Origin of the sequence: Pseudomonas tensinigenes (genome assembly GCF_014268445.2) — a bacterium.
Taxonomy (GTDB): Bacteria; Pseudomonadota; Gammaproteobacteria; order Pseudomonadales; family Pseudomonadaceae; genus Aquipseudomonas; species Aquipseudomonas tensinigenes.
The window spans coordinates 2,264,023-2,286,247 of the sequence record NZ_CP077089.1 but is presented as its reverse complement, the minus strand read 5'-3'; the positions used below and the strand labels follow the sequence as shown (position 1 = coordinate 2,286,247).

General features: G+C 59.5%; 17 protein-coding genes. 8 read left to right on the top strand and 9 right to left on the bottom strand.

Annotated elements, in window-relative coordinates:
- Window positions 1-94: 94 nt before the first annotated feature.
- On the bottom strand, window positions 95-1,504 hold the full coding sequence (locus tag HU718_RS10125; protein ID WP_186613707.1) for an aminotransferase-like domain-containing protein: 1,410 nt from the start codon (window positions 1,502-1,504) through the stop codon (window positions 95-97).
- Between the two features lie 114 nt (window positions 1,505-1,618).
- On the opposite strand from HU718_RS10125, the gene HU718_RS10120 reads away from it, so the two are divergent.
- On the top strand, window positions 1,619-2,533 hold the full coding sequence (locus HU718_RS10120) for a DMT family transporter (RefSeq protein ID WP_186613733.1): 915 nt from the start codon (window positions 1,619-1,621) through the stop codon (window positions 2,531-2,533).
- An 89-nt stretch (window positions 2,534-2,622) separates the two neighbouring features.
- Here HU718_RS10120 and prpD read toward each other — a convergent pair whose 3' ends face one another.
- The 6 genes from prpD to HU718_RS10090 form a co-directional block, all read right to left on the bottom strand.
- Window positions 2,623-4,107 carry a 2-methylcitrate dehydratase gene (gene prpD, locus HU718_RS10115; RefSeq protein WP_186613709.1) on the bottom strand — a complete coding sequence of 495 codons (1,485 nt, stop codon included), beginning with the start codon at window positions 4,105-4,107 and terminating at the stop codon, window positions 2,623-2,625.
- 430 nt (window positions 4,108-4,537) lie between these two features.
- Window positions 4,538-5,728, bottom strand: a complete 1,191-nt coding sequence (gene prpF, locus HU718_RS10110; protein WP_186613711.1) for a 2-methylaconitate cis-trans isomerase PrpF — start codon at window positions 5,726-5,728, stop codon at window positions 4,538-4,540.
- 53 nt (window positions 5,729-5,781) lie between these two features.
- Entirely contained in the window at window positions 5,782-8,376 is a 2,595-nt protein-coding gene (gene acnD, locus HU718_RS10105) for a Fe/S-dependent 2-methylisocitrate dehydratase AcnD (RefSeq protein WP_186613713.1), read from the bottom strand.
- 200 nt (window positions 8,377-8,576) lie between these two features.
- On the bottom strand, window positions 8,577-9,704 hold the full coding sequence (prpC, locus tag HU718_RS10100) for a bifunctional 2-methylcitrate synthase/citrate synthase (RefSeq protein WP_186613715.1): 1,128 nt from the start codon (window positions 9,702-9,704) through the stop codon (window positions 8,577-8,579).
- A gap of 126 nt (window positions 9,705-9,830) precedes the next feature.
- The gene (prpB, locus tag HU718_RS10095) at window positions 9,831-10,721 is read right to left on the bottom strand and encodes a methylisocitrate lyase (protein ID WP_007916432.1); all 891 of its coding nucleotides are present in this window, start codon (window positions 10,719-10,721) and stop codon (window positions 9,831-9,833) included.
- Window positions 10,718-11,440 carry a GntR family transcriptional regulator gene (locus tag HU718_RS10090; protein WP_172828118.1) on the bottom strand — a complete coding sequence of 241 codons (723 nt, stop codon included), beginning with the start codon at window positions 11,438-11,440 and terminating at the stop codon, window positions 10,718-10,720. Before HU718_RS10090 ends, prpB begins: the two co-directional genes overlap by 4 nt.
- A gap of 357 nt (window positions 11,441-11,797) precedes the next feature.
- On the opposite strand from HU718_RS10090, the gene rloA reads away from it, so the two are divergent.
- The 4 genes from rloA (at window position 11,798) to pabB (ending at window position 16,581) form a co-directional block, all read left to right on the top strand.
- On the top strand, window positions 11,798-12,334 hold the full coding sequence (gene rloA / locus HU718_RS10085; RefSeq protein ID WP_016983749.1) for a retropepsin-like aspartic peptidase RloA: 537 nt from the start codon (window positions 11,798-11,800) through the stop codon (window positions 12,332-12,334).
- A gap of 5 nt (window positions 12,335-12,339) precedes the next feature.
- Window positions 12,340-13,875: an osmotic stress tolerance membrane protein RloB gene (gene rloB / locus HU718_RS10080; RefSeq protein WP_186613717.1), complete on the top strand. Its 1,536-nt coding sequence runs from the start codon at window positions 12,340-12,342 to the stop codon at window positions 13,873-13,875.
- Window positions 13,875-14,861 (top strand): alpha-L-glutamate ligase-like protein, encoded by a 987-nt coding sequence (locus tag HU718_RS10075; protein WP_016983747.1) that lies wholly within the window; start codon window positions 13,875-13,877, stop codon window positions 14,859-14,861. Before rloB ends, HU718_RS10075 begins: the two co-directional genes overlap by 1 nt.
- A 376-nt stretch (window positions 14,862-15,237) precedes the next feature.
- Entirely contained in the window at window positions 15,238-16,581 is a 1,344-nt protein-coding gene (pabB, locus tag HU718_RS10070) for an aminodeoxychorismate synthase component I (protein ID WP_186613719.1), read from the top strand.
- 95 nt (window positions 16,582-16,676) lie between these two features.
- Here the strand turns inward: pabB and thrH are convergent, their stop codons facing one another.
- Entirely contained in the window at window positions 16,677-17,294 is a 618-nt protein-coding gene (thrH, locus tag HU718_RS10065; RefSeq protein WP_122605872.1) for a bifunctional phosphoserine phosphatase/homoserine phosphotransferase ThrH, read from the bottom strand.
- Between the two features lie 164 nt (window positions 17,295-17,458).
- Here thrH and HU718_RS10060 point away from each other — a divergent pair, with 164 nt between their 5' ends.
- From HU718_RS10060 to HU718_RS10050, 3 genes are all read left to right on the top strand, one after another.
- Entirely contained in the window at window positions 17,459-18,193 is a 735-nt protein-coding gene (locus tag HU718_RS10060; RefSeq protein ID WP_186613721.1) for a phosphoadenylyl-sulfate reductase, read from the top strand.
- Window positions 18,194-18,770: 577 nt separating this feature from the next.
- Window positions 18,771-20,309, top strand: coding sequence for an NCS1 family nucleobase:cation symporter-1 (locus tag HU718_RS10055; protein WP_186613723.1), 1,539 nt, complete (start codon window positions 18,771-18,773; stop codon window positions 20,307-20,309).
- A gap of 55 nt (window positions 20,310-20,364) precedes the next feature.
- The gene (locus tag HU718_RS10050; protein ID WP_102900795.1) at window positions 20,365-21,093 is read left to right on the top strand and encodes an aspartate/glutamate racemase family protein; all 729 of its coding nucleotides are present in this window, start codon (window positions 20,365-20,367) and stop codon (window positions 21,091-21,093) included.
- A gap of 120 nt (window positions 21,094-21,213) precedes the next feature.
- On the opposite strand, the gene HU718_RS10045 is transcribed toward HU718_RS10050, so the two are convergent.
- Window positions 21,214-22,140 carry a LysR family transcriptional regulator gene (locus tag HU718_RS10045; protein ID WP_095120033.1) on the bottom strand — a complete coding sequence of 309 codons (927 nt, stop codon included), beginning with the start codon at window positions 22,138-22,140 and terminating at the stop codon, window positions 21,214-21,216.
- Window positions 22,141-22,225 lie beyond the last annotated feature (85 nt).

Here is a 22,225-nt window from a genome sequence, read left to right as displayed (position 1 = left end):
TTTGTGGTGTCTGGGCTGACGCCTTCGCGAGCAGGCTCGCTCCCACAATGGAATGCGTTTCAAATGTGGGAGCGAGCCTGCTCGCGAAGAACGATTACACGGTGTCTGTTAATGCCTTGGCCAGAGCTTCAAAGCCTGCCAGCAACAACTGATCATCTCCCACCGCATTACACACACTCACCCGAATGAACTGCGGCACCGCTGCATGCCCCACAGCAAACGCCTCAGCAGTGGCCACCAGATAGTTGTTCTCCTTCAACTCCGCCGCAATCTGCGACGCCCGCCACAGCTCAGGCACTTCCACCCAGAAATGCGGGCTGTAAGGGTGAGTCTTGTAATTCAAACCCTGCAAAACAGGCGCCACCAATGCCTTGCGCCGAGCGATCTCGCTGATCTGTTCGTCCAGCAAACGCTCGACCATGCCGCTTTCAATCCACAGACTCGCGACTTCCATCGATAACGGATTGGCCATCCAGCACGTTGCGCGAATGGCGGCACTCAAACGCCCGATCAACGCTTGCGGCGCGTGCAGATAACCGACGCGCAATCCGGCGGAAACAGCCTTGCTCAGACTGCCGATCAACACCGAACGCTCCGGCGCGAAATAACTGAGCGGCAATGGGCGCTGACGGTCCAGCACGGCGTGGGCTTCGTCTTCGATGATCAGCAGGTTGTGCTGGCGACAGAGGTCTGCAATCGCCTCGCGCCGTGGGATCGACATCACGGCGGCCGTAGGATTCTGGATCGTCGGGGTGCAATACAGCGCCGAAACACGATGCTGACGGCAGATTTCCTCCAGTGCCGACGGCACAAGTCCTTCGTCATCCATCGCCGCGCCAATGAGTTTTATCCCGAGCTGACGTGCGACTCCAATCAATCCGGGGTAGGACAAATGCTCAGTCACCACCGTGTCGCCGGCCTTGAGCAAGCCCATCAGCGCGCACAACAAACCATGCTGACCGCCGTTGACGCACAACACCTGATCGGCGTGCGGCACAAAAGCCTCGTGCTGCAACCACACCGCCCCCGCCACACGATGCCGCGCCAACCCGGCTTCGGCGGTATACCCGGTCAACTGCTGTAACACCCGCGGATCGCTGGCCAGCTCCTGCAGACTCTGGCTCATGAACGCCGCTTCCTGTGCGGGAATCGGCTGATTGCGGCTCATGTCGAAACAGCCTGACGGCTCATCGCTGACATTGCGAAAGCCTTTGTCCTGCGGCCGCTCCATCCCGCGCTGACACACATAGGTGCCATCTCCTACGCGAGCCACCACTAATCCGACACGCTCAAGTTCACCGTAGGCACGGCTGATGGTGCCGATGGTCACGCCCAGGCTGTCGGCCAGCAATCGGTGCGGCGGCAACTTGCATCCCGCATCGATCACACCTTCGTCGATGGCCTGTGCGACCGCATCGGCCAAGCGTTTGTACTTCACGCCGACGCCATTGGCGAGGCCGTCGCGGAGGATTGACACCATGGCAATACTTACTTTGACAGTCATTCTCGCCCCGAATAGCGTGCTGAAAACAGGTTCAATCAGAAATAAACCATTTCCGCGATCAGGTCAATTCCACCGTTCGGAGCACGCCACATGTCGACCGCCATCAGCACACCGATGAATACCAGCAAACCCTGGCTCGCCGGATTGCTCACCAGCACGCTGTTTCTAATCGTCTGTCTGAGCTGGGGCACGACCTGGCTAGGAATCAAGATTGCCGTGGAAAGCGTGCCGCCGCTGACGGCCGCCGGGTTGCGCTTTCTGATTGCCTTTCCGCTGTTCCTCAGCTTCGCACTCTTGCGCAAGGAACCACTGTTATTTCCCCGGCAAAGTCGCGGGTTCTTTGTGTTCGTCACGCTGTCGTATTTCAGCCTGCCCTACTACCTGCTCAACTACGGCGAAATGCACGTCTCGTCAGGCCTGACAGCGCTGCTGTTCAGTTGCATGCCGGTGTTTATCCTGCTGTTTTCCGCGCTGTTTCTGCGCGAGAGAATCTACCCGTCGCAGATGCTCGGCATCGCTATCGGCTTTGGCAGTCTGTTCATGATTATTCGCAGTCAGGGTCTGCATCTCGATCAGGCGGAATGGCTGGGGGTGCTGGCGATCCTGTGTGCAGCGGTGATGCACGCGCTGTGCTACGTGGTGACGAAAAAACACGGCAGCGCGATCAGTGTGATCACCTACAACACGCTGCCGATCGGTATCGCCGGGCTGATGTTATTTATTGTCGGACTGCGCGTTGAGACACCGGTGTTCAGTGACGTCAGCGCCCGCTCGTGGGGCGCCCTGCTGTATCTGGGACTGGTGGCCTCGGTCGGCGGATTCATCGTTTACTTTTTACTGCTTAAACGCTTGAGCCCGATCATTCTGTCGTTCGTGTTTATCATTTTCCCGGTGTTCGCCGTGATCATCGGCGCCTGGTACGAGGGGCAAACCCTGTCCCGGGAGCTGATGATCTATTCGGCGATTTTGTTGAGCGGTTTTGCGATCACCAAGTTGCCCATCGAAAAATGGCGTACGCGGTCCGTGTAGGAGCTGCCGCAGGCTGCGATCTTTTGATCTTGTTTTCTACAATCAAAGTCAAAAGATCGCAGCCTGCGGCAGCTCCTACAGGTTTTTCGTCAGATCACAAGTAGGTCTACGAAACGGTTTACCGGGGTGGACTCCAGCTGCGCCTGATCCTTGCACAACGCAAAGATCTCACCGCTACGCTGGCCGGTAAAACGCGTGGCCAGGTTGGCCTTGAACTTGTCCTCCAGCAACGGAATGCCCTCGACACGGCGGCGACGATGACCGATCGGGTATTCCACCACGACGTTTTCGGTGCTGCTGCCGTCCTTGAAAAACACCTGCACGGCATTGGCGATTGAGCGTTTGTCGGACTCCAGATATTCACGGGTGAAACGCGGCTCTTCGACGATGACCATTTTCTCGCGCAGCACGTCGATGACCGGATGCGCCCGGTGGAAATCGTCTTCGTATTGCTCGGAGACCAGATTGCCGAACGCCAGCGGCACGGCGGTCATGTACTGGATGCAGTGGTCGCGGTCGGCGGCATTGGCCAGCGGCCCGACCTTGGAAATGATGCGAATCGCCGACTCGTGGGTGGTGATGACGATGCGGTCGATTTCATGCAGACGATTGCGCACCTGCGGGTGCAAGGTTACCGCCGCTTCACAGGCGGTTTGCGCATGGAATTCGGCGGGGAAGCTGATCTTGAACAGCACGTTTTCCATCACGTAACTGCCGAACGGCCGCGAAAAACTGAAAGCGCGTTTATCTTCCGGTTTCAACGCCAGATCGCTATTGGTGTGGCTGAACAGCACGTCATAGAAGCCCCACTGTTTCGCAGTCAGCACGCCGGGAATACCCATTTCGCCGCGCATGGCGATGTCGGCCAGACGCACACCACGACTCGTCGCATCCCCCGCCGCCCAGGACTTTCTAGAGCCGGCATTCGGCGCATGACGATAGGTGCGCAGCGCCTGACCATCGGCGAACGCATGGGAAAGCGCCGACAACAATTGCTCGCGATTGGCGTCCATCAGTTTGGCGGTAACGGCGGTCGAGGCAACTTTCACCAGGATGACGTGATCAAGCCCTACCCGGTTGAAGGAGTTTTCCAGGGCAATCACGCCTTGAATCTCGTGGGCCATGATCATCGCTTCGAGCACATCGCGAATCGTCAGCGGTGACTCACCGTTGGCCAGACGTTTTTGCGAGAGGTGATCAGCCACCGCAAGAATTCCGCCGAGGTTGTCCGAGGGATGGCCCCATTCGGCGGCGAGCCAGGTGTCGTTGTAGTCGAGCCAGCGAACGATGCAGCCGATGTCCCACGCGGCTTTCACCGGGTCGAGGCGATAGCTGGTGCCGGGAACCCGCGCACCGTAAGGAACCACTGTCCCTTCGACGATCGGGCCAAGGTGCTTGGTGCATTCGGGGAAACGCAGTGCCAGCAGGCCGCAGCCCAGTGTGTCCATCAGGCAATTGCGGGCGGTGTCGAGAGCTTCGGCGGAGGTGACTTTGAAGGTGAGGACGTAATCGGCGATGTCCTGCAGGACATGATCGTAGTCGGGGCGGTTGTTCAGGTCGACGTTGGCGCTCATTGCGGTTCTCCTGTGCGGGAATGATGAGTGGGTGCGGTCTTCCTCAGGGCTTGGCGGGTTTGGTCGGGTTGATTGCAGGTCTGGGGTGCCTGCTTGTTTTGGGTTTCTTCAGTGGGTGGGCCCCTCACCCTAGCCCTCTCCCGAGGGAGAGGGGACTGATTGGGGGATGCTGTAGAGGTTCACCGAAGTGAACGATCTGCGCTGAATCCATAATCGAGCAGGTGAATATCAAACTTCAGCCCGCCCGATCCGCCCTCACTGAATCCATAATCGCCCCGATCTTTCAGGTCGATGTACATCTCCGGACACCTCGGTCGGCCCCTGAATCCATAATCGCCTCGATCTTTCAGGTCGATGTACATCTCCGGACACCTCGGTCGGCCCCCTCTCCCTCCGGGAGAGGGCTGGGGTGAGGGTAAAAGCTCTCGGATCAGAAGGAATCTCCGGGAATGCGTACGTAACCCTCCATCAGGACACGCGCGCTACGGCTCATGATGGCTTTCTTCACCACCCACTCGCCGTTTTCCAGACTGGCTTCAGCACCAACGCGCAACGTCCCGGACGGATGCCCAAAACGCACGGCATTCCGTTCAACGCCACCGGCAGCAAGGTTTACCAACGTGCCGGAAATGGCCGCCGCCGTACCAATCGCCACCGCCGCCGTACCCATCATCGCGTGATGCAACTTGCCCATCGACAACGCCCGCACCAGCAAATCCACGTCACCAGCGCCAACCGCTTTGCCACTGGAGGCCACGTAATCCGCAGGCTTGGCAACGAACGCAACTTTCGGCGTGTGCTGCCGCTTGGCCGCTTCATCCAGATTCGATATCAGCCCCATGCGCAACGCGCCATAAGCCCGAATCGTCTCGAACATCTGCAACGCTTTCAAGTCGCTGTTGATCGCGCTCTGCAACTCGGTGCCGGTGTAACCAATGTCTTCGGCGTTGACGAAAATCGTCGGGATACCGGCGTTGATCATGGTCGCCTTGAAAGTACCAACACCCGGGACTTCCAGCTCATCGATGAGGTTGCCGGTAGGAAACATCGAACCACCGCCACCCTCTTCTTCCGCCGCCGGATCCATGAACTCAACCTGCACTTCAGCGGCCGGAAAGGTCACGCCGTCGAGTTCGAAATCACCGGTTTCCTGCACTTCGCCGTTGGTGATTGGCACGTGGGCAATAATCGTTTTGCCGATGTTGGCCTGCCACACGCGCACCACCGCGACACCGTTGTGCGGAATGCGGCTGGCATCGACCAGACCGTTGCTGATGGCAAACGAACCGACCGCAGCCGAAAGGTTGCCGCAGTTACCGCTCCAGTCCACAAAGGGCTTGTCTATCGAGACCTGACCGAACAGGTAATCGACGTCGTGATCAGCCTTGATGCTTTTCGACAGGATCACGGTTTTGCTGGTGCTGGAGGTGGCGCCGCCCATGCCGTCGATCTGCTTGTCGTAGGGGTCGGGGCTGCCAATTACGCGCAGCAGCAAAGCGTCGCGAGCCGGGCCGGGGATCTGTGCCGCTTCGGGCAGATCCTTGAGGCTGAAGAACACGCCTTTGCTGGTGCCGCCGCGCATGTAGGTGGCGGGGATTTTAATCTGTGGTGCGTGAGCCATGGTTGCTCCTCAAAGGACCAAGGGACTCATCATCCCTTGGTCCCTAACTTGTTTTAAACGGCAACCGCCGACTCTTCGAGGAAGTCCTGAGCGAAGCGCTGCAACACGCCGCCGGCCTCGTAGATCGACACTTCTTCAGCGGTATCCAGACGGCAAGTCACCGGCACGTCAACGCGCTCGCCGTTCTTGCGGTGGATCACCAGCGTCAGATCCGCACGCGGTTTGCGCTCGCCGATCACGTCATAGGTTTCGCTGCCATCGATGGCCAACGTGTGACGGTCCGTGCCCGGCTTGAACTCCAGCGGCAACACCCCCATGCCCACCAGGTTGGTGCGGTGAATGCGCTCGAAACCTTCAGCGGCAATCGCTTCGACGCCGGCCAGACGCACGCCTTTCGCCGCCCAGTCGCGGGACGAACCCTGACCGTAATCGGCGCCGGCAATGATGATCAGCGGCTGCTTGCGTTCCATGTAGGTTTCGATGGCTTCCCACATGCGCATCACTTGGCCTTCCGGCTCGACACGCGCCAGCGAACCCTGTTTGACCTTGCCGTTTTCCACGACCATTTCATTGAACAGTTTCGGGTTGGCGAAGGTTGCGCGCTGTGCGGTCAAGTGGTCTCCACGGTGGGTGGCGTACGAGTTGAAGTCCTCTTCCGGCAGGCCCATTTTCGCCAGGTATTCGCCGGCGGCGCTGTCGAGCATGATCGCGTTGGATGGCGACAGGTGATCGGTGGTGATGTTGTCCGGCAGCACCGCCAGTGGGCGCATGCCCTTGAGCGGACGTGCGCCGGCCAGCGCGCCTTCCCAGTACGGCGGACGGCGGATGTAAGTGCTCATTTCGCGCCAGTCGTACAGCGGCGTGACTTTCGGGCCGGTGTCTTCGTGGACGGCGAACATCGGAATGTAGACCTGACGGAACTGCTCAGGCTTGACCGAAGACTTCACCACGGCGTCGATTTCTTCGTCGCTCGGCCAGATGTCTTTGAGGCGGATTTCCTTGCCATCGACCACGCCCAACACATCTTTTTCGATGTCGAAACGGATGGTCCCGGCGATGGCGTATGCGACCACCAGTGGCGGCGACGCGAGGAACGCTTGCTTGGCATACGGGTGAATGCGGCCGTCGAAGTTGCGGTTGCCGGAAAGCACGGCAGTCGCATACAGGTCGCGGTCGATGATCTCTTGCTGGATCAGTGGATCGAGCGCGCCGGACATGCCATTGCACGTGGTGCAAGCGAAGGCGACGACGCCGAAACCGAGCTGTTCCAGTTCCGTGGTTAGTCCCGCTTCGTCGAGGTACAGCGCCACGGTTTTCGAACCCGGTGCCAGCGAGGATTTCACCCACGGTTTGCGCGTCAGGCCAAGCTTGTTGGCGTTGCGCGCGAGCAGGCCGGCGGCAATCACGTTGCGCGGGTTGCTGGTGTTGGTGCAACTGGTGATGGCGGCGATGATCACCGCGCCGTCGGGCATTTGCCCCGGCACGTCATCCCACTGACCGGAGATGCCTTTGGCGGCCAGATCCGACACCGCGACGCGGGCGTGCGGGTTGCTCGGGCCGGCCATGTTGCGCACCACCGAGGACAGGTCGAAAGTCAGGCCGCGCTCGTATTGCGCGCCTTTCAAACTGTCTGCCCAGAGGCCGGTGAGCTTGGCGTACTGCTCGACCAACTGCACTTGCTGGTCTTCACGACCGGTGAGTTTCAGGTAATCGATGGTCTGTTGGTCGATGTAAAACATCGCCGCCGTGGCGCCGTATTCCGGGGCCATGTTGGAGATGGTCGCGCGGTCGCCGAGGGTCAGCGCCGCCGCGCCTTCGCCGAAGAACTCCAGCCATGCGCCGACGACTTTCTGTTTGCGCAGGTATTCGGTCAGCGCCAGCACCATGTCGGTGGCGGTGATGCCCGGTTGCAGCTTGCCGGTCAGTTCGACACCGACGCTTTCCGGCAGACGCATCCACGACGCGCGACCGAGCATCACGCTCTCGGCCTCGAGGCCACCAACGCCAATGGCGATCACGCCCAGCGCATCGACGTGCGGGGTATGACTGTCAGTGCCGACGCAGGTGTCGGGGAACGCGACGCCCTCGCGCACCTGGATCACCGGAGACATTTTCTCCAGGTTGATCTGGTGCATGATGCCGTTGCCCGGCGGGATCACGTCGACGTTCTTGAAGGCCTTTTTCGTCCAGTTGATGAAGTGGAAACGGTCTTCGTTGCGACGGTCTTCGATGGCGCGGTTCTTCTCGAACGCCTGCTTGTCGAAACCGCCCGCTTCCACCGCCAGCGAGTGGTCGACGATCAATTGCGTCGGCACCACCGGGTTGACCTGCGCCGGGTCGCCGCCCTGCAACGCGATGGCGTCGCGCAGGCCGGCGAGGTCGACCAACGCGGTCTGGCCGAGAATGTCGTGGCAGACCACACGCGCCGGGAACCATGGGAAGTCGAGGTCGCGCTTGCGTTCGATCAGTTGCTTGAGGGAATCGGTGAGCGTGGCCGGGTCGCAGCGACGCACGAGGTTTTCCGCCAGCACGCGGGAGGTGTACGGCAGAGTGTCGTAACTGCCGGGCTGAATCGCCTCGACAGCCGCGCGGGCGTCGAAATAATCCAGAGGGCTGCCGGGCAGGGTTTTGCGGAATTCTGTGTTCATCGGGTCAGGACTCGGGTCACGGTAGTTTCAAAGGGTGGGGCCAGACACCGACCTCAAAATTCACAACGCCCCTGTAGGAGCTGCCGAAGGCTGCGATCTTTTGATCCTGATCTTAAAAACAAAGATCAAAAGATCGCAGCCTTCGGCAGCTCCTACAGGGATTTCGGTGAATCTCGGATCAGCAGCTGGCACTCACCATTTCAGCGACGTTCGATTGGCACGAACTTGCGCTGTTCGACGCCGACGTACTCGGCGCTTGGACGGATGATGCGGTTGTTGGCACGCTGTTCGAACACGTGCGCAGCCCAGCCAGTCAGGCGCGAGCAGACGAAGATCGGCGTGAACAGCTTGGTCGGGATGCCCATGAAGTGGTACGCCGAGGCATGGTAGAAATCGGCGTTAGGGAAGAGTTTTTTCTGTTCCCACATGGTCTTGTCGATGGCTTCCGAGACCGGGAACAACACCTTGTCACCGACTTCATCGGCGAGTTTTTTCGACCAGCCCTTGATCACCTCATTGCGCGGATCGCTGTCCTTATAGATCGCGTGGCCGAAACCCATGATCTTGTCCTTGCGCTCGAGCATGCCGAGGGTGCCTTTGATCGCCTCTTCCGGCGACGCGAAACGCTCGATCATTTCCATCGCCGCTTCGTTGGCGCCTCCGTGCAACGGGCCGCGCAGCGAACCGATGGCGGCGGTCACGCAGGAATACAGATCGGACAGGGTCGACGCACAAACGCGGGCGGTGAAGGTCGAGGCGTTGAATTCGTGTTCGGCGTAGAGGATCAGCGAGACGTTCATGACTTTGACGTGCAGTTCGCTCGGCTTCTTGTCGTGCAGCAAGTGCAGGAAGTGGCCGCCGATGGTTGGCTCGTCGCTGACGCAATTGATGCGTTTGCCGTCGTGGCTGAAGCGATACCAGTAGCACATGATCGCCGGGAACGCGGCGAGCAGGCGGTCAGTCTTGTCGCGCTGCTCGGAGAAGTCTTGCTCCGGCTCGAGGTTGCCGAGGAACGCGCAACCGGTGCGCATCACGTCCATCGGGTGGGCGTCGGCGGGGATGCGTTCGAGCACTTCTTTCAGCGCTTGCGGCAGGTCGCGCAGCTTGCTCAGTTTGCCTTGGTATTCGTCGAGTTGCGCCTGGGTTGGCAGCTCGCCGTAGAGCAGCAGGTACGCGACTTCTTCAAATTGCGCATCGGCAGCGAGTTCGCGCACGTCGTAGCCGCGATAGGTCAGCCCGGCACCGGCCTGGCCCACGGTGGACAGTGCGGTTTGCCCGGCAACCTGGCCACGGAGCCCGGCGCCACTGAGTACTTTTGCTTCAGCCATTTCTATCTCCAATCTTGAATTTGTTAGGGAGTGTGGCGAAAAGATCGCAGCCTCGTTGCACTCGACAGCTCCTACAGGGGAATGCGGTTCATGTAGGAGCTGCCGCAGGCTGCGATCTTTTGATCTTTATTTCTTGGCGGCAAACAACGCATCGAGCTTCTGCTCGAAGGTGTGGTAATCGATGCGATCGTAAAGCTCCATGCGAGTCTGCATGGTGTCGATGACATTCTGCTGCGTGCCGTCGCGACGGATCGCGGTGTAAACGTTTTCGGCAGCCTTGTTCATCGCGCGGAACGCCGACAGTGGATAGAGCACCAGCGACACGTCGGCGCCGGCCAGTTGCTCGGTGGTGTACAGCGGTGTCGAACCGAACTCGGTGATGTTGGCCAGGATCGGCGCTTTCACGCGGTTGGCGAACAGCTTGTACATTTCCAGCTCAGTGATCGCTTCCGGGAAGATCATGTCGGCGCCTGCCTCGATGCACGCCGCCGCGCGATCGAGTGCCGATTCCAGACCTTCCACCGCCAGCGCATCGGTACGCGCCATGATCACGAAGCTGTCATCGGTGCGGGCATCGACGGCGGCTTTGATGCGGTCGACCATTTCCTGCTGGCTGACGATCTCTTTATTCGGACGGTGGCCGCAGCGCTTGGCGCCGACCTGATCCTCGATATGAATCGCCGCCGCGCCGAACTTGATCATCGACTTGACCGTGCGCGCGACGTTGAACGCCGACGAACCAAAACCGGTGTCGACGTCGACCAGCAGCGGCAGATCGCAAACGTCGGTGATGCGCCGAACGTCGGTCAGCACGTCATCCAGACCGGTGATGCCCAGATCCGGCACGCCGAGCGAACCTGCGGCCACCCCGCCACCGGACAGGTAGATCGCCTTGAAACCGGCGCGCTTGGCCAGCAGCGCGTGGTTGGCGTTGATCGCGCCGACCACTTGCAATGGGTGCTCGCTGGCGACCGCATCGCGGAAACGCTGGCCTGGAGTGCTGTGCTTGGAACTCATGACTCACCTCGTTCAGTGGCTGTCTTATTGTGGGCGCCGTCCTGGTAGTGACGGGCGATGTTGCGTTTCGATGCGCCGATGTGACGGCGCATCAACAATTCCGCGAGTTCGCCGTCACGGTCGGCGATGGCATCGAGAATCCGGTGGTGTTCGGCAAAGGCCTGGCGTGGGCGGTTCGGCGTGGTCGAGAACTGGATGCGGTACATGCGCACCAGTTGATACAGCTCGCCGCAGAGCATCTGCGTCAGCGTGCGGTTGCCGCTGCCCTGGATGATCCGGTAATGGAAGTCGAAATCGCCTTCCTGCTGGTAGTAGCCGACGCCAGCCTGAAACGCGGCGTCGCGCTCATGGGTCTCCAGCACTCGGCGCAGTTCGTCGATTTCTTCGACGCTCATGCGTTCGGCCGCCAGTCGGCAGGCCATGCCTTCGAGGGATTCGCGGATTTCGTAGAGTTCGAGCAATTCGGCATGGCTGAGTGAGACCACCCGTGCGCCGACGTGCGGTACACGCACCAGCAGACGCTGGCCTTCGAGCCGATGGATGGCCTCACGCAATGGCCCGCGGCTGATGCCGTAGGTGCGCGCCAGCTCAGGCTCGGAAATCTTGCTGCCCGGGGCGATCTCGCCTTTGACGATAGCCGCCTGAATGCGCCGGAAAACGTTTTCCGAGAGTGTCTCGGAATCGTCGCCGCTGATGACTGGGGGATCGAGTTGATCCAGCATGATTGTCGACACCTTTAAATCCAATGCGGCAAAAACTAGCCAATTAGCCCGAATCAGTCAAAGGATAAATAGGCATTGTCGACAATCGTCTAATAACCTTAAAAGATCGCAGCCTTCGGCAGCTCCTACAGGGCGCACGCAAATCCTATGTAGGAGCTGCCGAAGGCTGCGATCTTTTGATCTTTTATAGACCGCCCCCGGCGCTGGCGCCATAAAACCACCGTGCTAGAATGCCGCCCGCATTTGCTGGCCATTTGTACGGCTTGTCATATAAAGCTGCCAGGCACACGAAGGGCCTTGCGCAAGTTTTGCCAAGGACCTGAACCGAAAACGGAACGCTGCGCACCAGGATTTATGAGACTCAAGCCTTTTCCCACATTCTTTGCCCTGTTTTGCCTGCCCGGCCTCGCCGCCGCGGGGGAAAAAACCGTGTACGGCCTCAACGAATACGCTTCGCTTGACGGCATCAATCTCGAAGTCGCGGCCAAACTCGATACCGGGGCGAAAACCGCCTCGCTGAGTGCCCGCGACATCAAACGCTTTAAACGCAACGGTGAGTCCTGGGTTCGTTTCTACCTGGCCATCGACGCCGCGCACTCGCACCCGATCGAACGGCCGCTGGCCCGGGTCAGCAAGATCAAGCGCCGCGCCGGCGACTACGACCCGGAAGAAGGCAAGAAGTACACCGCTCGTCCGGTGATCGAGCTGGATATCTGCATGGGATCGGCAATGCGCAGCATCGAAGTGAACCTGACCGACCGAAGTGCGTTCCAATATCCGCTTTTGATCGGCTCCGAGGCGCTGAAACGCTTCGACGCGCTGGTCGACCCCAGTCTTAAATACGCTGCCGGCAAACCTGCCTGCACCATCGCCGCTCATACCGCCGAGTAATTTCCATGCGTTCTCTAACCTTCCACCTGAAAATCCTGATCACCATTCTGGTGCTCCTGGGCGTTTCGGTTACGGCCTATCAGATTTTCGTGCTCGGCATCCCGGTGACCGAAGATGCGACCGACGACTTGTGGAACATCGACGCCAAGGTCGAATTCGTCGCCAGCACCAAGGATCCGGTGAAGATCCAGATGTTCGTGCCACCGTTGAGCCGCGATTACGTCAGCCTCAACGAGAGTTTTATCTCCAATAACTACGGCGTCGCTGTGAACCGCGTCGACGGCAACCGCAAGGTCACCTGGTCGGCGCGCCGGGCCAAGGGCAACCAGACGCTTTATTACCGCTTGGTGCTGACCAAGCGTTACACCGCCGAAAAATCCAAGATCAAAGGCCCGACCTTCCGCGACAGCATCGCCATCGAAGGCCCTGAGAAAATCGCCGCCGAAGCCCTGCTCGCGCCGATTCGCCAGCATTCGGCCGACGTCGAAACCTTCATCGGCGAAGCGATCAAACGCGTCAACAACGTCAACGATGACAACGTGAAACTGCTGCTGGCCGGCGATCCGTCGACGCCGCACAAAGCCAAAATCGTCGAACTGCTGCTGTCCATCGCCCACGTCCCGGTGGAAAAGGTCCACACCATCCGTCTCGTCGCCGATCAGCCACAAATGCCTGAACTGTGGCTGCGCAGCTTCAACGGCAACGACTGGCTGTACTTCAACCCGGAAACCGGCGAGCAAGGCCTGCCGACCGACCGCCTGCTGTGGTGGACCGGCGATGAAAACCTGATCACCGTCGACGGCGGCAAGAAAGCCAACGTGACCTTCAGCCTGAACAACAGCGAGATGAACGCGATTCGTCTGGCCAAGCTGACCGACGAGAACACCGACGCCAACTTCCTCGAATACTCGCTGTACGGCTTGCCGCTGCAGACCCAGCAGACCTTCATGATCATGGTGATGATCCCGATCGGCGTGCTGGTGATCCTGATTCTGCGCAACCTGATCGGCCTGCAGACACTCGGCACGTTCACCCCGGTGCTGATCGCCCTCGCCTTCCGCGAGACGCAGTTGGGCTTCGGCATTCTGCTGTTTACCGTGATCACCGCGCTGGGCCTGTCACTACGTTCGTATCTGGAACACCTGAAGCTGCAAATGCTGCCGCGACTCTCGGTGGTGTTGACCTTTGTCGTGGTGTTGATCGCGGCGATCAGCCTGTTCAGTCATAAGCTCGGCCTGGAGCGCGGCTTGTCCGTGGCGCTGTTCCCGATGGTGATTCTGACCATGACCATCGAACGCCTGTCGATCACCTGGGAAGAGCGCGGCGCCAGCCATGCGATGAAAGTCGCGATCGGCACGCTGTTCGCCGCTTCTCTGGCGCACTTGATCATGACCGTGCCTGAGCTGGTTTACTTCGTGTTCACCTTTCCGGCGATCCTGCTGATTCTGGTCGGCTTCATGCTGGCCATGGGTCGTTATCGCGGCTACCGCCTGACTGAGCTGGTGCGTTTCAAGGCTTTCCTGAAGAAGGCTGACACCTGATGTTCGGTTTCTGGAAGACCTGGAAGGCCCTCGAGGCGCGGGGCATCATGGGCATCAATCGGCGTAACGCCGACTACGTGCTCAAGTACAACAAGCGCAGCCTGTACCCGATCGTCGATGACAAGATCATCACCAAGGAGCGCGCGATCGAGGCCGGCATTCACGTGCCGGAGCTGTATGGCGTGATCTCCACCGAGAAGGAAATCGACAAACTCGGCGAGATCATCGGCGGGCGCAGCGACTTTGTGATCAAACCGGCGCAGGGTGCTGGCGGTGACGGCATCATCGTGATTGCCGACCGCTTTGAAGGTCGCTATCGCACGGTGTCGGGCAAGATCCTTGCCCACGAAGAGCTGGAGCATCACATCTCGAGCATCCTCACTGGTCTGTATTCGCTGGGCGGCCATCGTGATCGCGCGCTGATCGAATACCGGGTGACCCCGGATCAGATCTTCAAGAGCATCAGTTATGAAGGCGTGCCGGACATTCGCATCATCGTGCTGATGGGTTATCCGGTGATGGCGATGCTGCGCCTGCCGACCCGGCAGTCCGGCGGCAAAGCCAACCTGCACCAGGGCGCGATTGGCGTCGGTGTCGATCTGGCGACCGGTTTGACGTTGCGCGGCACCTGGCTGAATAACATCATCACCAAACACCCCGACACCACCAACGCGGTGGACGGCGTGCAACTGCCCTACTGGGACGGTTTCATGAAACTCGCGGCGGGCTGTTATGAGCTGTGCGGGTTGGGCTATATCGGCGTTGATATGGTGCTCGATCAGGAGAAAGGCCCACTGATTCTGGAGTTGAATGCGCGGCCGGGGCTGAATATTCAGATCGCCAATGATTGCGGGCTGACGTTGCGCACGCACGCGGTTGAAGCGCGGCTGGAAGAGCTGAAGGCGCGTGGGGTGACGGAGACGGTTGAGGAGCGGGTGGCGTTTACTCAGGAGATGTTTGGGCATATTCCTGCTGTGGAAGGCTAAAAGCTGAAAAACTAAAAGCCCCTCACCCTAGCCCTCTCCCAGAGGGAGAGGGGACTGACCGTGGTGGATGTTCGAGGTACGCCGACCTGAACGTCTTGAGTCGAACTCAGGCTTTGAAAAGCATGAAGATCTGCTCCCGCACTCGAAATATCGAGTCGAACTCAGGTCTTGAAAAGCCCCCGATCTGCCCCCTTCCCCCTCGCCAGCTTGAGATATCGAGCCGAACCTGGATCTTGAAAATCATGAAGATCTGCTCCCTTTCCCCCTCGCCCCCTTGGGGGAGAGGGCTGGGGTGAGGGGGAGGCTTTTGACTTTGATCTGGCATCGGAGAGGACTACAATCCCCACCCCGCCTCAACGGCCGATCTGCCCCGCCCATGTTGAACTGCTCCGTACACCCGCTGCCCTACCGCGCCAATCCCGCCGACTACTTCGCGGCCATCCGCAACGCTCCCGGCGCCGTGCTGCTCGACAGCGGCCGGCCAAGTGCCGACCGTGGCCGTTATGACCTGCTCAGCGCCTGGCCGCTGGAACAACTGGCGGTGTTGCCCGACGAAAGCGGCAATCATTTCCTGCAACGTCTGCGTGACAATCTGAATCGCCTCGGTCAGGCTGATTTGCCAGCGGGTTTCGAACTGCCATTCGCTGGCGGCTTGATCGGCTATCTGAGCTACGACTTCGGTCGTCATCTGGAAAACCTGCCGAGTCAGGCGCGCGATGATCTGCAATTGCCGGACGCGCGTTTTGGCCTGTACGCCTGGGCACTGATCAGCGATCACCAGATGGCCACCAGCCAATTGGTCTTCCATCCGTCCGTGATCGACGGCGAAAAACAACGCCTGATTGAGTTATTCACTCAGCCGCAGGCTGACGCGCTGACACCGTTCAAACTGAACGCCCCGATGACCGCCGACCTTTCGGCCGACGATTACCGCCAAGCCTTCGAACGCATTCAGCATTACATCCAGGCCGGCGATTGCTATCAGGTCAACTTCGCCCAGCGCTTCCGCGCTGAGTGTCAGGGCGATCCGTGGCTGGCTTACTGCAAGTTGCGAGAAGCCTGCCCGACACCGTTCTCCGGTTTCCAGAGCCTGCCCGACGGCGGCGCGGTGTTGAGCCTTTCGCCGGAACGCTTCGTCAAAGTCAGCCAGCGTCAGGTGGAAACCCGCCCGATCAAAGGCACCCGCCCGCGTGGCCTGACCCCGGCCGAAGACGCCGCCAACGCCGCCGAACTGCTGGCCAGCCCCAAGGATCGTGCGGAAAACCTGATGATCGTCGACCTGCTGCGCAACGACCTCGGCCGCTCCTGCCGCATCGGCTCGGTGCGGGTGCCGGAGTTGTTCAGCCTGGAAAGCTATCCGAACGTGCATCACCTGGTCAGCAGCGTCACCGGTGAGCTGGCGAATGATCGTGATGCACTGGATTTGATTGCCGGCAGTTTCCCCGGCGGCTCGATCACCGGCGCACCGAAGATCCGCGCGATGCAGATCATCGATGAACTGGAGCCGACCCGGCGCGGCTTGTATTGCGGCTCGTTGCTGTATCTGGACGTGCGCGGCGAGATGGACAGCTCCATCGCGATTCGCAGTCTGTTGGTCAAGGATGGGCAAGTGTGCTGCTGGGGCGGCGGCGGGATTGTCGCCGATTCGGATTGGCAGGCTGAGTATCAGGAGTCAATTACCAAAGTCAGAATCCTCCTCGAAACCCTGCAGCACCTTTAAAAGCTTAAAAACTTCTCGAGCAGGCTCGCTCCCACAGGGTGAATGCATTCCAAATGTGGGAGCGAGCCTGCTCGCGAAGGGGCCTTTGCAGACGACTACAAACTCAAATCCCGATTCGAGGCCTTGATGAACTCCTGCTTCAACTCGGCAAAGGTGTGCACCGCCGGAAACTGCGGAAACTCCCGAATCACATTCTCCGGCGCATGGAACAGAATCCCCGCATCCGCCTCGCCCAGCATCGTCGTGTCGTTATACGAATCCCCCGCCGCAATCACCCGGTAATACAGGCTCTTGAACGCCAGCACCGACTGACGCTTCGGATCTTTCTGACGCAACTGATAGCTGGTCACCCGCCCGGTCTCGTCAGTGATCAAACGATGGCAGAGCAAGGTCGGGAAGCCCAGTTGGCGCATCAGCGGCTGCGAGAACTCGTAGAACGTATCCGACAGAATCACCACCTGAAAGCGTTCGCGCAACCAGTTGACGAACTCCACCGCGCCATCCAGCGGCTTCAACGTGGCGATCACTTCCTGAATATCCGACAGCTTCAGACCGTGCTCATCGAGGATGCGCAGACGTTGTTTCATCAACACGTCGTAATCGGGAATGTCCCGGGTGGTGGCCTTGAGGGATTCGATTCCGGTTTTTTCGGCGAAGGCGATCCAGATTTCCGGCACCAACACCCCTTCAAGATCCAGGCAAGCAATTTCCACAAGACACTCCCGTTTGTATTGATTATTTGAGTCGAGCGAGGCCGAACTCTAGCGACTCAAAAGCAGGCGCGCAACGCACAGCGCGCCCCGAGCCTCGCAGCTTTTTGTTACCATCGGCCCCATATAGAGCGCCCAGCGCCACCGACCTGTAGGAAGCCGCCCTGATGAGTGCAACGTTCGACGTCGTGGAACTCGCCACGACCTATGCCAATAAATCCGCGCAAGACATCCTCAAACTCGCGTTTGCCGAGTTCGGCGATGAATTGTGGATATCTTTCAGCGGCGCCGAGGATGTGGTGCTGGTGGACATGGCCTGGAAGCTCAACAAGAACGTCAAGGTGTTCAGCCTCGACACTGGCCGCCTGCACCCGGAGACTTACCGCTTCATCGATCAGGTGCGCGAGCACTACAAGATCGACATTGAGCTGGTGTCGCCGGACTACACGAAACTCGAACCGTTCGTGAAGGAAAAAGGCCTGTTCAGCTTCTACAAGGACGGTCATGGCGAATGTTGCGGCATCCGCAAGATCGAACCTTTGCGGCGCAAACTGTCCGCCGTCAACGCCTGGGCAACCGGCCAGCGCCGCGACCAGAGCCCGGGCACTCGTAGCGCCGTGGCGGTGATGGAAATCGATACCGCGTTCTCCACCCCGGAGCGCACACTGTACAAGTTCAACCCGCTGGCGCAGATGACCAGCGAAGAGATCTGGGGTTACATCCGCATGCTCGAGCTGCCGTACAACAGCCTGCATGAGCGCGGCTTTATCAGCATCGGCTGCGAACCGTGCACCCGCCCGGTCCTGCCGAATCAGCACGAGCGCGAAGGTCGCTGGTGGTGGGAAGAAGCGACGCAGAAAGAATGCGGGTTGCATGCGGGGAATATCATTAGCAAGGCCTGATAACCAATTCCAGTGCCCCCCCCTGTGGGAGCGAGCCTGCTCGCGAATGCGTAGTCTGAATCGACATCTTCGTTGACTGATCCAACGTATTCGCGAGCAGGCTCGCTCCCACATTCTGCACATGCACGACCTTAAAAAGGTGTACACACGAATGTCACCATCAGTGCCATTTATGTGTGCACTTTTTACTTTCAGCGCCCTGAAAAGTTACATCGCCGCCAGAAACCCCTCGCCTCCGCCCGCCATCAAAATCCCCCACCAAAAAATAAATACTTGTTCGACCGGTCAATTTTTAAGCACTTATTTTCAAAGACTTAACACGCTCCGATAACTTTTCGAAATGAGTAGCGCTGCGCATAGATCAGCAATTGGCACAAATCTGGCTTTAGTGCATACATGTTTTGTATACAAAACTGCAAAACATAAACACTTTCGATCCGCAAGCCTGAAGCGCCCTATCCCGTACAGGCTGCAGATGCCCCGTAACCAGTGATGTTTGCTGGCCGCGACGAAGATTTGTCGAGCCTGACGGCTCATGCACAGTCATCGCGGCCCTGAACATCAGGAGCCTGCCGGAATGCGTACAAGTCTCTCCAATAACATCGCGCTGAATCTGCCCGCCTCTGCCCTCGACCAGCCGTTACCCGATGAAGGGCTTACCGAGCCGTTACAACTGAGCCCCCGCCTGCACAACAGCGACCTGGCGCCAACCAAGGCCGAAGGTCGGCGCTGGGGCAAATACAGCATCTTCGCCCTGTGGACCAACGATGTGCACAACATTGCTAACTACTCGTTCGCCATCGGCCTTTACGCCCTTGGCCTGGGTGGCTGGCAGATTCTGCTGTCGCTGGGGATTGGCGCGGCGCTGGTGTACTTCTTCATGAACCTGTCCGGCTACATGGGGCAGAAAACCGGCGTGCCGTTTCCGGTGATCAGCCGGATCAGTTTCGGCATCCACGGCGCGCAAATTCCTGCACTGATCCGGGCGGTTATCGCCATCGCCTGGTTCGGCATTCAGACGTATCTGGCGTCGGTGGTTTTCCGTGTACTGCTCACCGCAGTGCATCCCGGCCTCGCCGAATATGACCACGATTCGATTCTCGGGCTATCGACCTTGGGCTGGGTGTGCTTCGTGGCAATCTGGTTCGTGCAGCTGGCGATTCTCGCCTACGGCATGGAGATGGTCCGCCGTTACGAAGCCTTTGCCGGGCCGGTGATTTTACTGACGGTCGCCGCGCTGGCCGCGTGGATGTACTTCCAGGCCAACGCGACCATCGCCTGGTCGACTCGCGAACCACTGACCGGAGGCGAGATGTGGCGCAACATCTTTGCCGGCGGCGCGTTGTGGCTGGCGATCTACGGCACGCTGATTCTGAATTTCTGCGACTTCGCCCGCTCTTCGCCGTGCCGCAAGACCATCAAGGTAGGAAACTTCTGGGGTTTGCCGGTGAATATTCTGGTGTTCGCCGCAATTACCGTCCTGCTGTGCGGTGCGCAATTTCAGATCAATGGCCGGATCATCGAAAGCCCGACCGAGATCATCGCCTCGATTCCCAACACCTTCTTCCTGGTGCTCGGCTGCCTGGCATTCCTGATTGTCACCGTCGCGGTGAACATCATGGCCAACTTCGTCGCCCCGGCCTTCGTGCTGAGCAACCTGGCGCCGAAGTACCTGACGTTCCGCCGCGCCGGGCTGATCAGCGCGACCATCGCCGTGCTGATCCTGCCGTGGAACCTCTACAACAGCCCGCTGGTGATCGTGTACTTCCTGTCCGGCCTCGGCGCCCTGCTCGGCCCGTTGTACGGCGTGATCATGGTCGACTATTGGCTGATCCGCAAAGGTCGGATCAACGTACCGCAGCTCTACAGCGAAGATCCCAACGGCGCTTATTACTACAGCCGAGGAATCAATTTCCGTGCGGTGGCGGCGTTTATTCCTGCGGCGCTGATCGCCATCGTCCTGGCACTGGTTCCCGGTTTCCACAGCGTCTCGCCGTTCTCCTGGCTGATCGGTGCCGGCATCGCCGGAATGCTCTACCTGATCATCGCCAAGCGCCAGCCGCACTACGCCGACATCAGCGGCGAATCGATCGCTGTCGACAACGTCTGCCATTAACTCCCTCGCGGCCCGGACTTCGGGCCGCCGAACTGCCCGCTATAAGGATTTCCCCATGCGTATTCTCGTGGTCAACGTCAACACCACCGAATCCATCACCGAGGCCATCGCCCGCTCGGCGCAGGCTGTCGCTTCACCCGGAACCGAAATCGTCGGTTTGACGCCGTACTTCGGCGCCGATTCGATTGAAGGCAACTTCGAAAGCTATCTGGCGGCCATCGCGGTGATGGATCGGGTGATGTCCTACGATCAGCCGTTCGATGCGGTGATTCAGGCCGGTTACGGCGAGCATGGTCGTGAAGGTTTGCAGGAATTGCTCAATGTGCCGGTGGTGGATATCACCGATGCAGCAGCGAGTACGGCGATGTTTCTCGGCCATGCCTATTCGGTGGTGACCACGCTGGATCGCACCGTGCCGTTAATTGAGGATCGGCTGAAATTGTCCGGTCTGTGGGATCGGTGTGCCTCGGTACGGGCCAGCGGGCTGGCCGTTCTGGAGCTGGAGCACGAACCGCAGCGCGCACTGGAAGCCATCGTGCATCAGGCTGAACTGGCGGTGACGCAGGACAAAGCCGAGGTGATCTGCCTGGGTTGCGGTGGCATGGCCGGGCTCGATGAGCAGATTCGTCGACGTACCGGCGTGCCGGTGGTGGATGGGGTGACGGCGGCGGTGACGATTGCGGAATCGCTGGTTCGACTGAAGTTATCAACCTCGAAAGTGCGGACTTACGCGACGCCACGGCCGAAGAACATTATTGGCTGGCCGGGGCGGTTTGCCCGCTGAATTCATCATCGGAGACCGAGTCGCTCCATTCGCGAGCAGGCTCGCTCCCACAGGGGAAATGCATTCCAAATGTGGGAGCGAGCCTGCTCGCGAAGGCAGCGACTCGGTCTAAAGCCTTGTTCAAATCGCACTGAACCGCCGCGCCAACCCTCTCTCGGCAAACTGCTCAATCAAAAAATCCACAAACGCCCGAGTCTTGCCCGGCAACAATTTATGCTCGGCGTAGTAAATCGAAATATTGCCATCATCAACAAACCAGTCCGGCAGCACTCGCTGCAACGTCCCCGCCTCCAGATAGCCCACCGCAAACGGCATGCTCACTAGCGCAATCCCCAAGCCTTGTGCCGCCGTCCTGCAAGCCGCCTCGGAATCACTCATGGTCATTCGCGCCTTGAGCATCAACGGCTGACAGTTCTGTGGATTACGTCCGGTCAATTGCCAGGAACGCACGCGTCCGGTTTGCGGCGAGCGGATCAGAATGCCGTCGTGATGGCTGAGGTCGTCCGGTTCGATGATCTCGGGATTGGCCTGTAAATAGTCGGTGGACGCGACCAATATCCGGTGCGCCGGGCTCAACTTGCGTGCGATCACGCCTTGCGGCAATTCGAAACCGCCACCGATGGCCGCATCAAAGCCCTGGGCGATCAGATCGACCTGTCGATTATCGAAATGCCAGTCCGGATTAATCGCCGGATATCGTCGCAGGAACTCACCGAGCATCGGCACGATATGCAGACAGCCAAATGCTGCGCCCATGCTGACTTTCAGCGTTCCCGCCGGCAGCCCTTCAACACTGGACAGATTGGCCACGGCGTTTTGAATGGTCGTCAAACTGCCACTCACCTGATCGAGGAAAAGTTGCCCGGCCTCGGTCAGCGTCAGGCTGCGTGTACTACGCTGGAACAGCCGCACGCCGAGCCTAACCTCGAGTTTGGCCACGCTTTTGCCGACTGCCGCCGGGGTCAGACTCAAGCGTCGCGCGGCCTCGGCAAAGCTGCCGACTTCGGCGCTGCGCACGAAGCATTCAATGCTGCTGAAGGTTTCCATGATCGTCACTATAAACTTCTGGTTTACACAGACTATAGCAATCATGGTCTACACAGTTGTCGATACCACGCCGATACTCGGCACC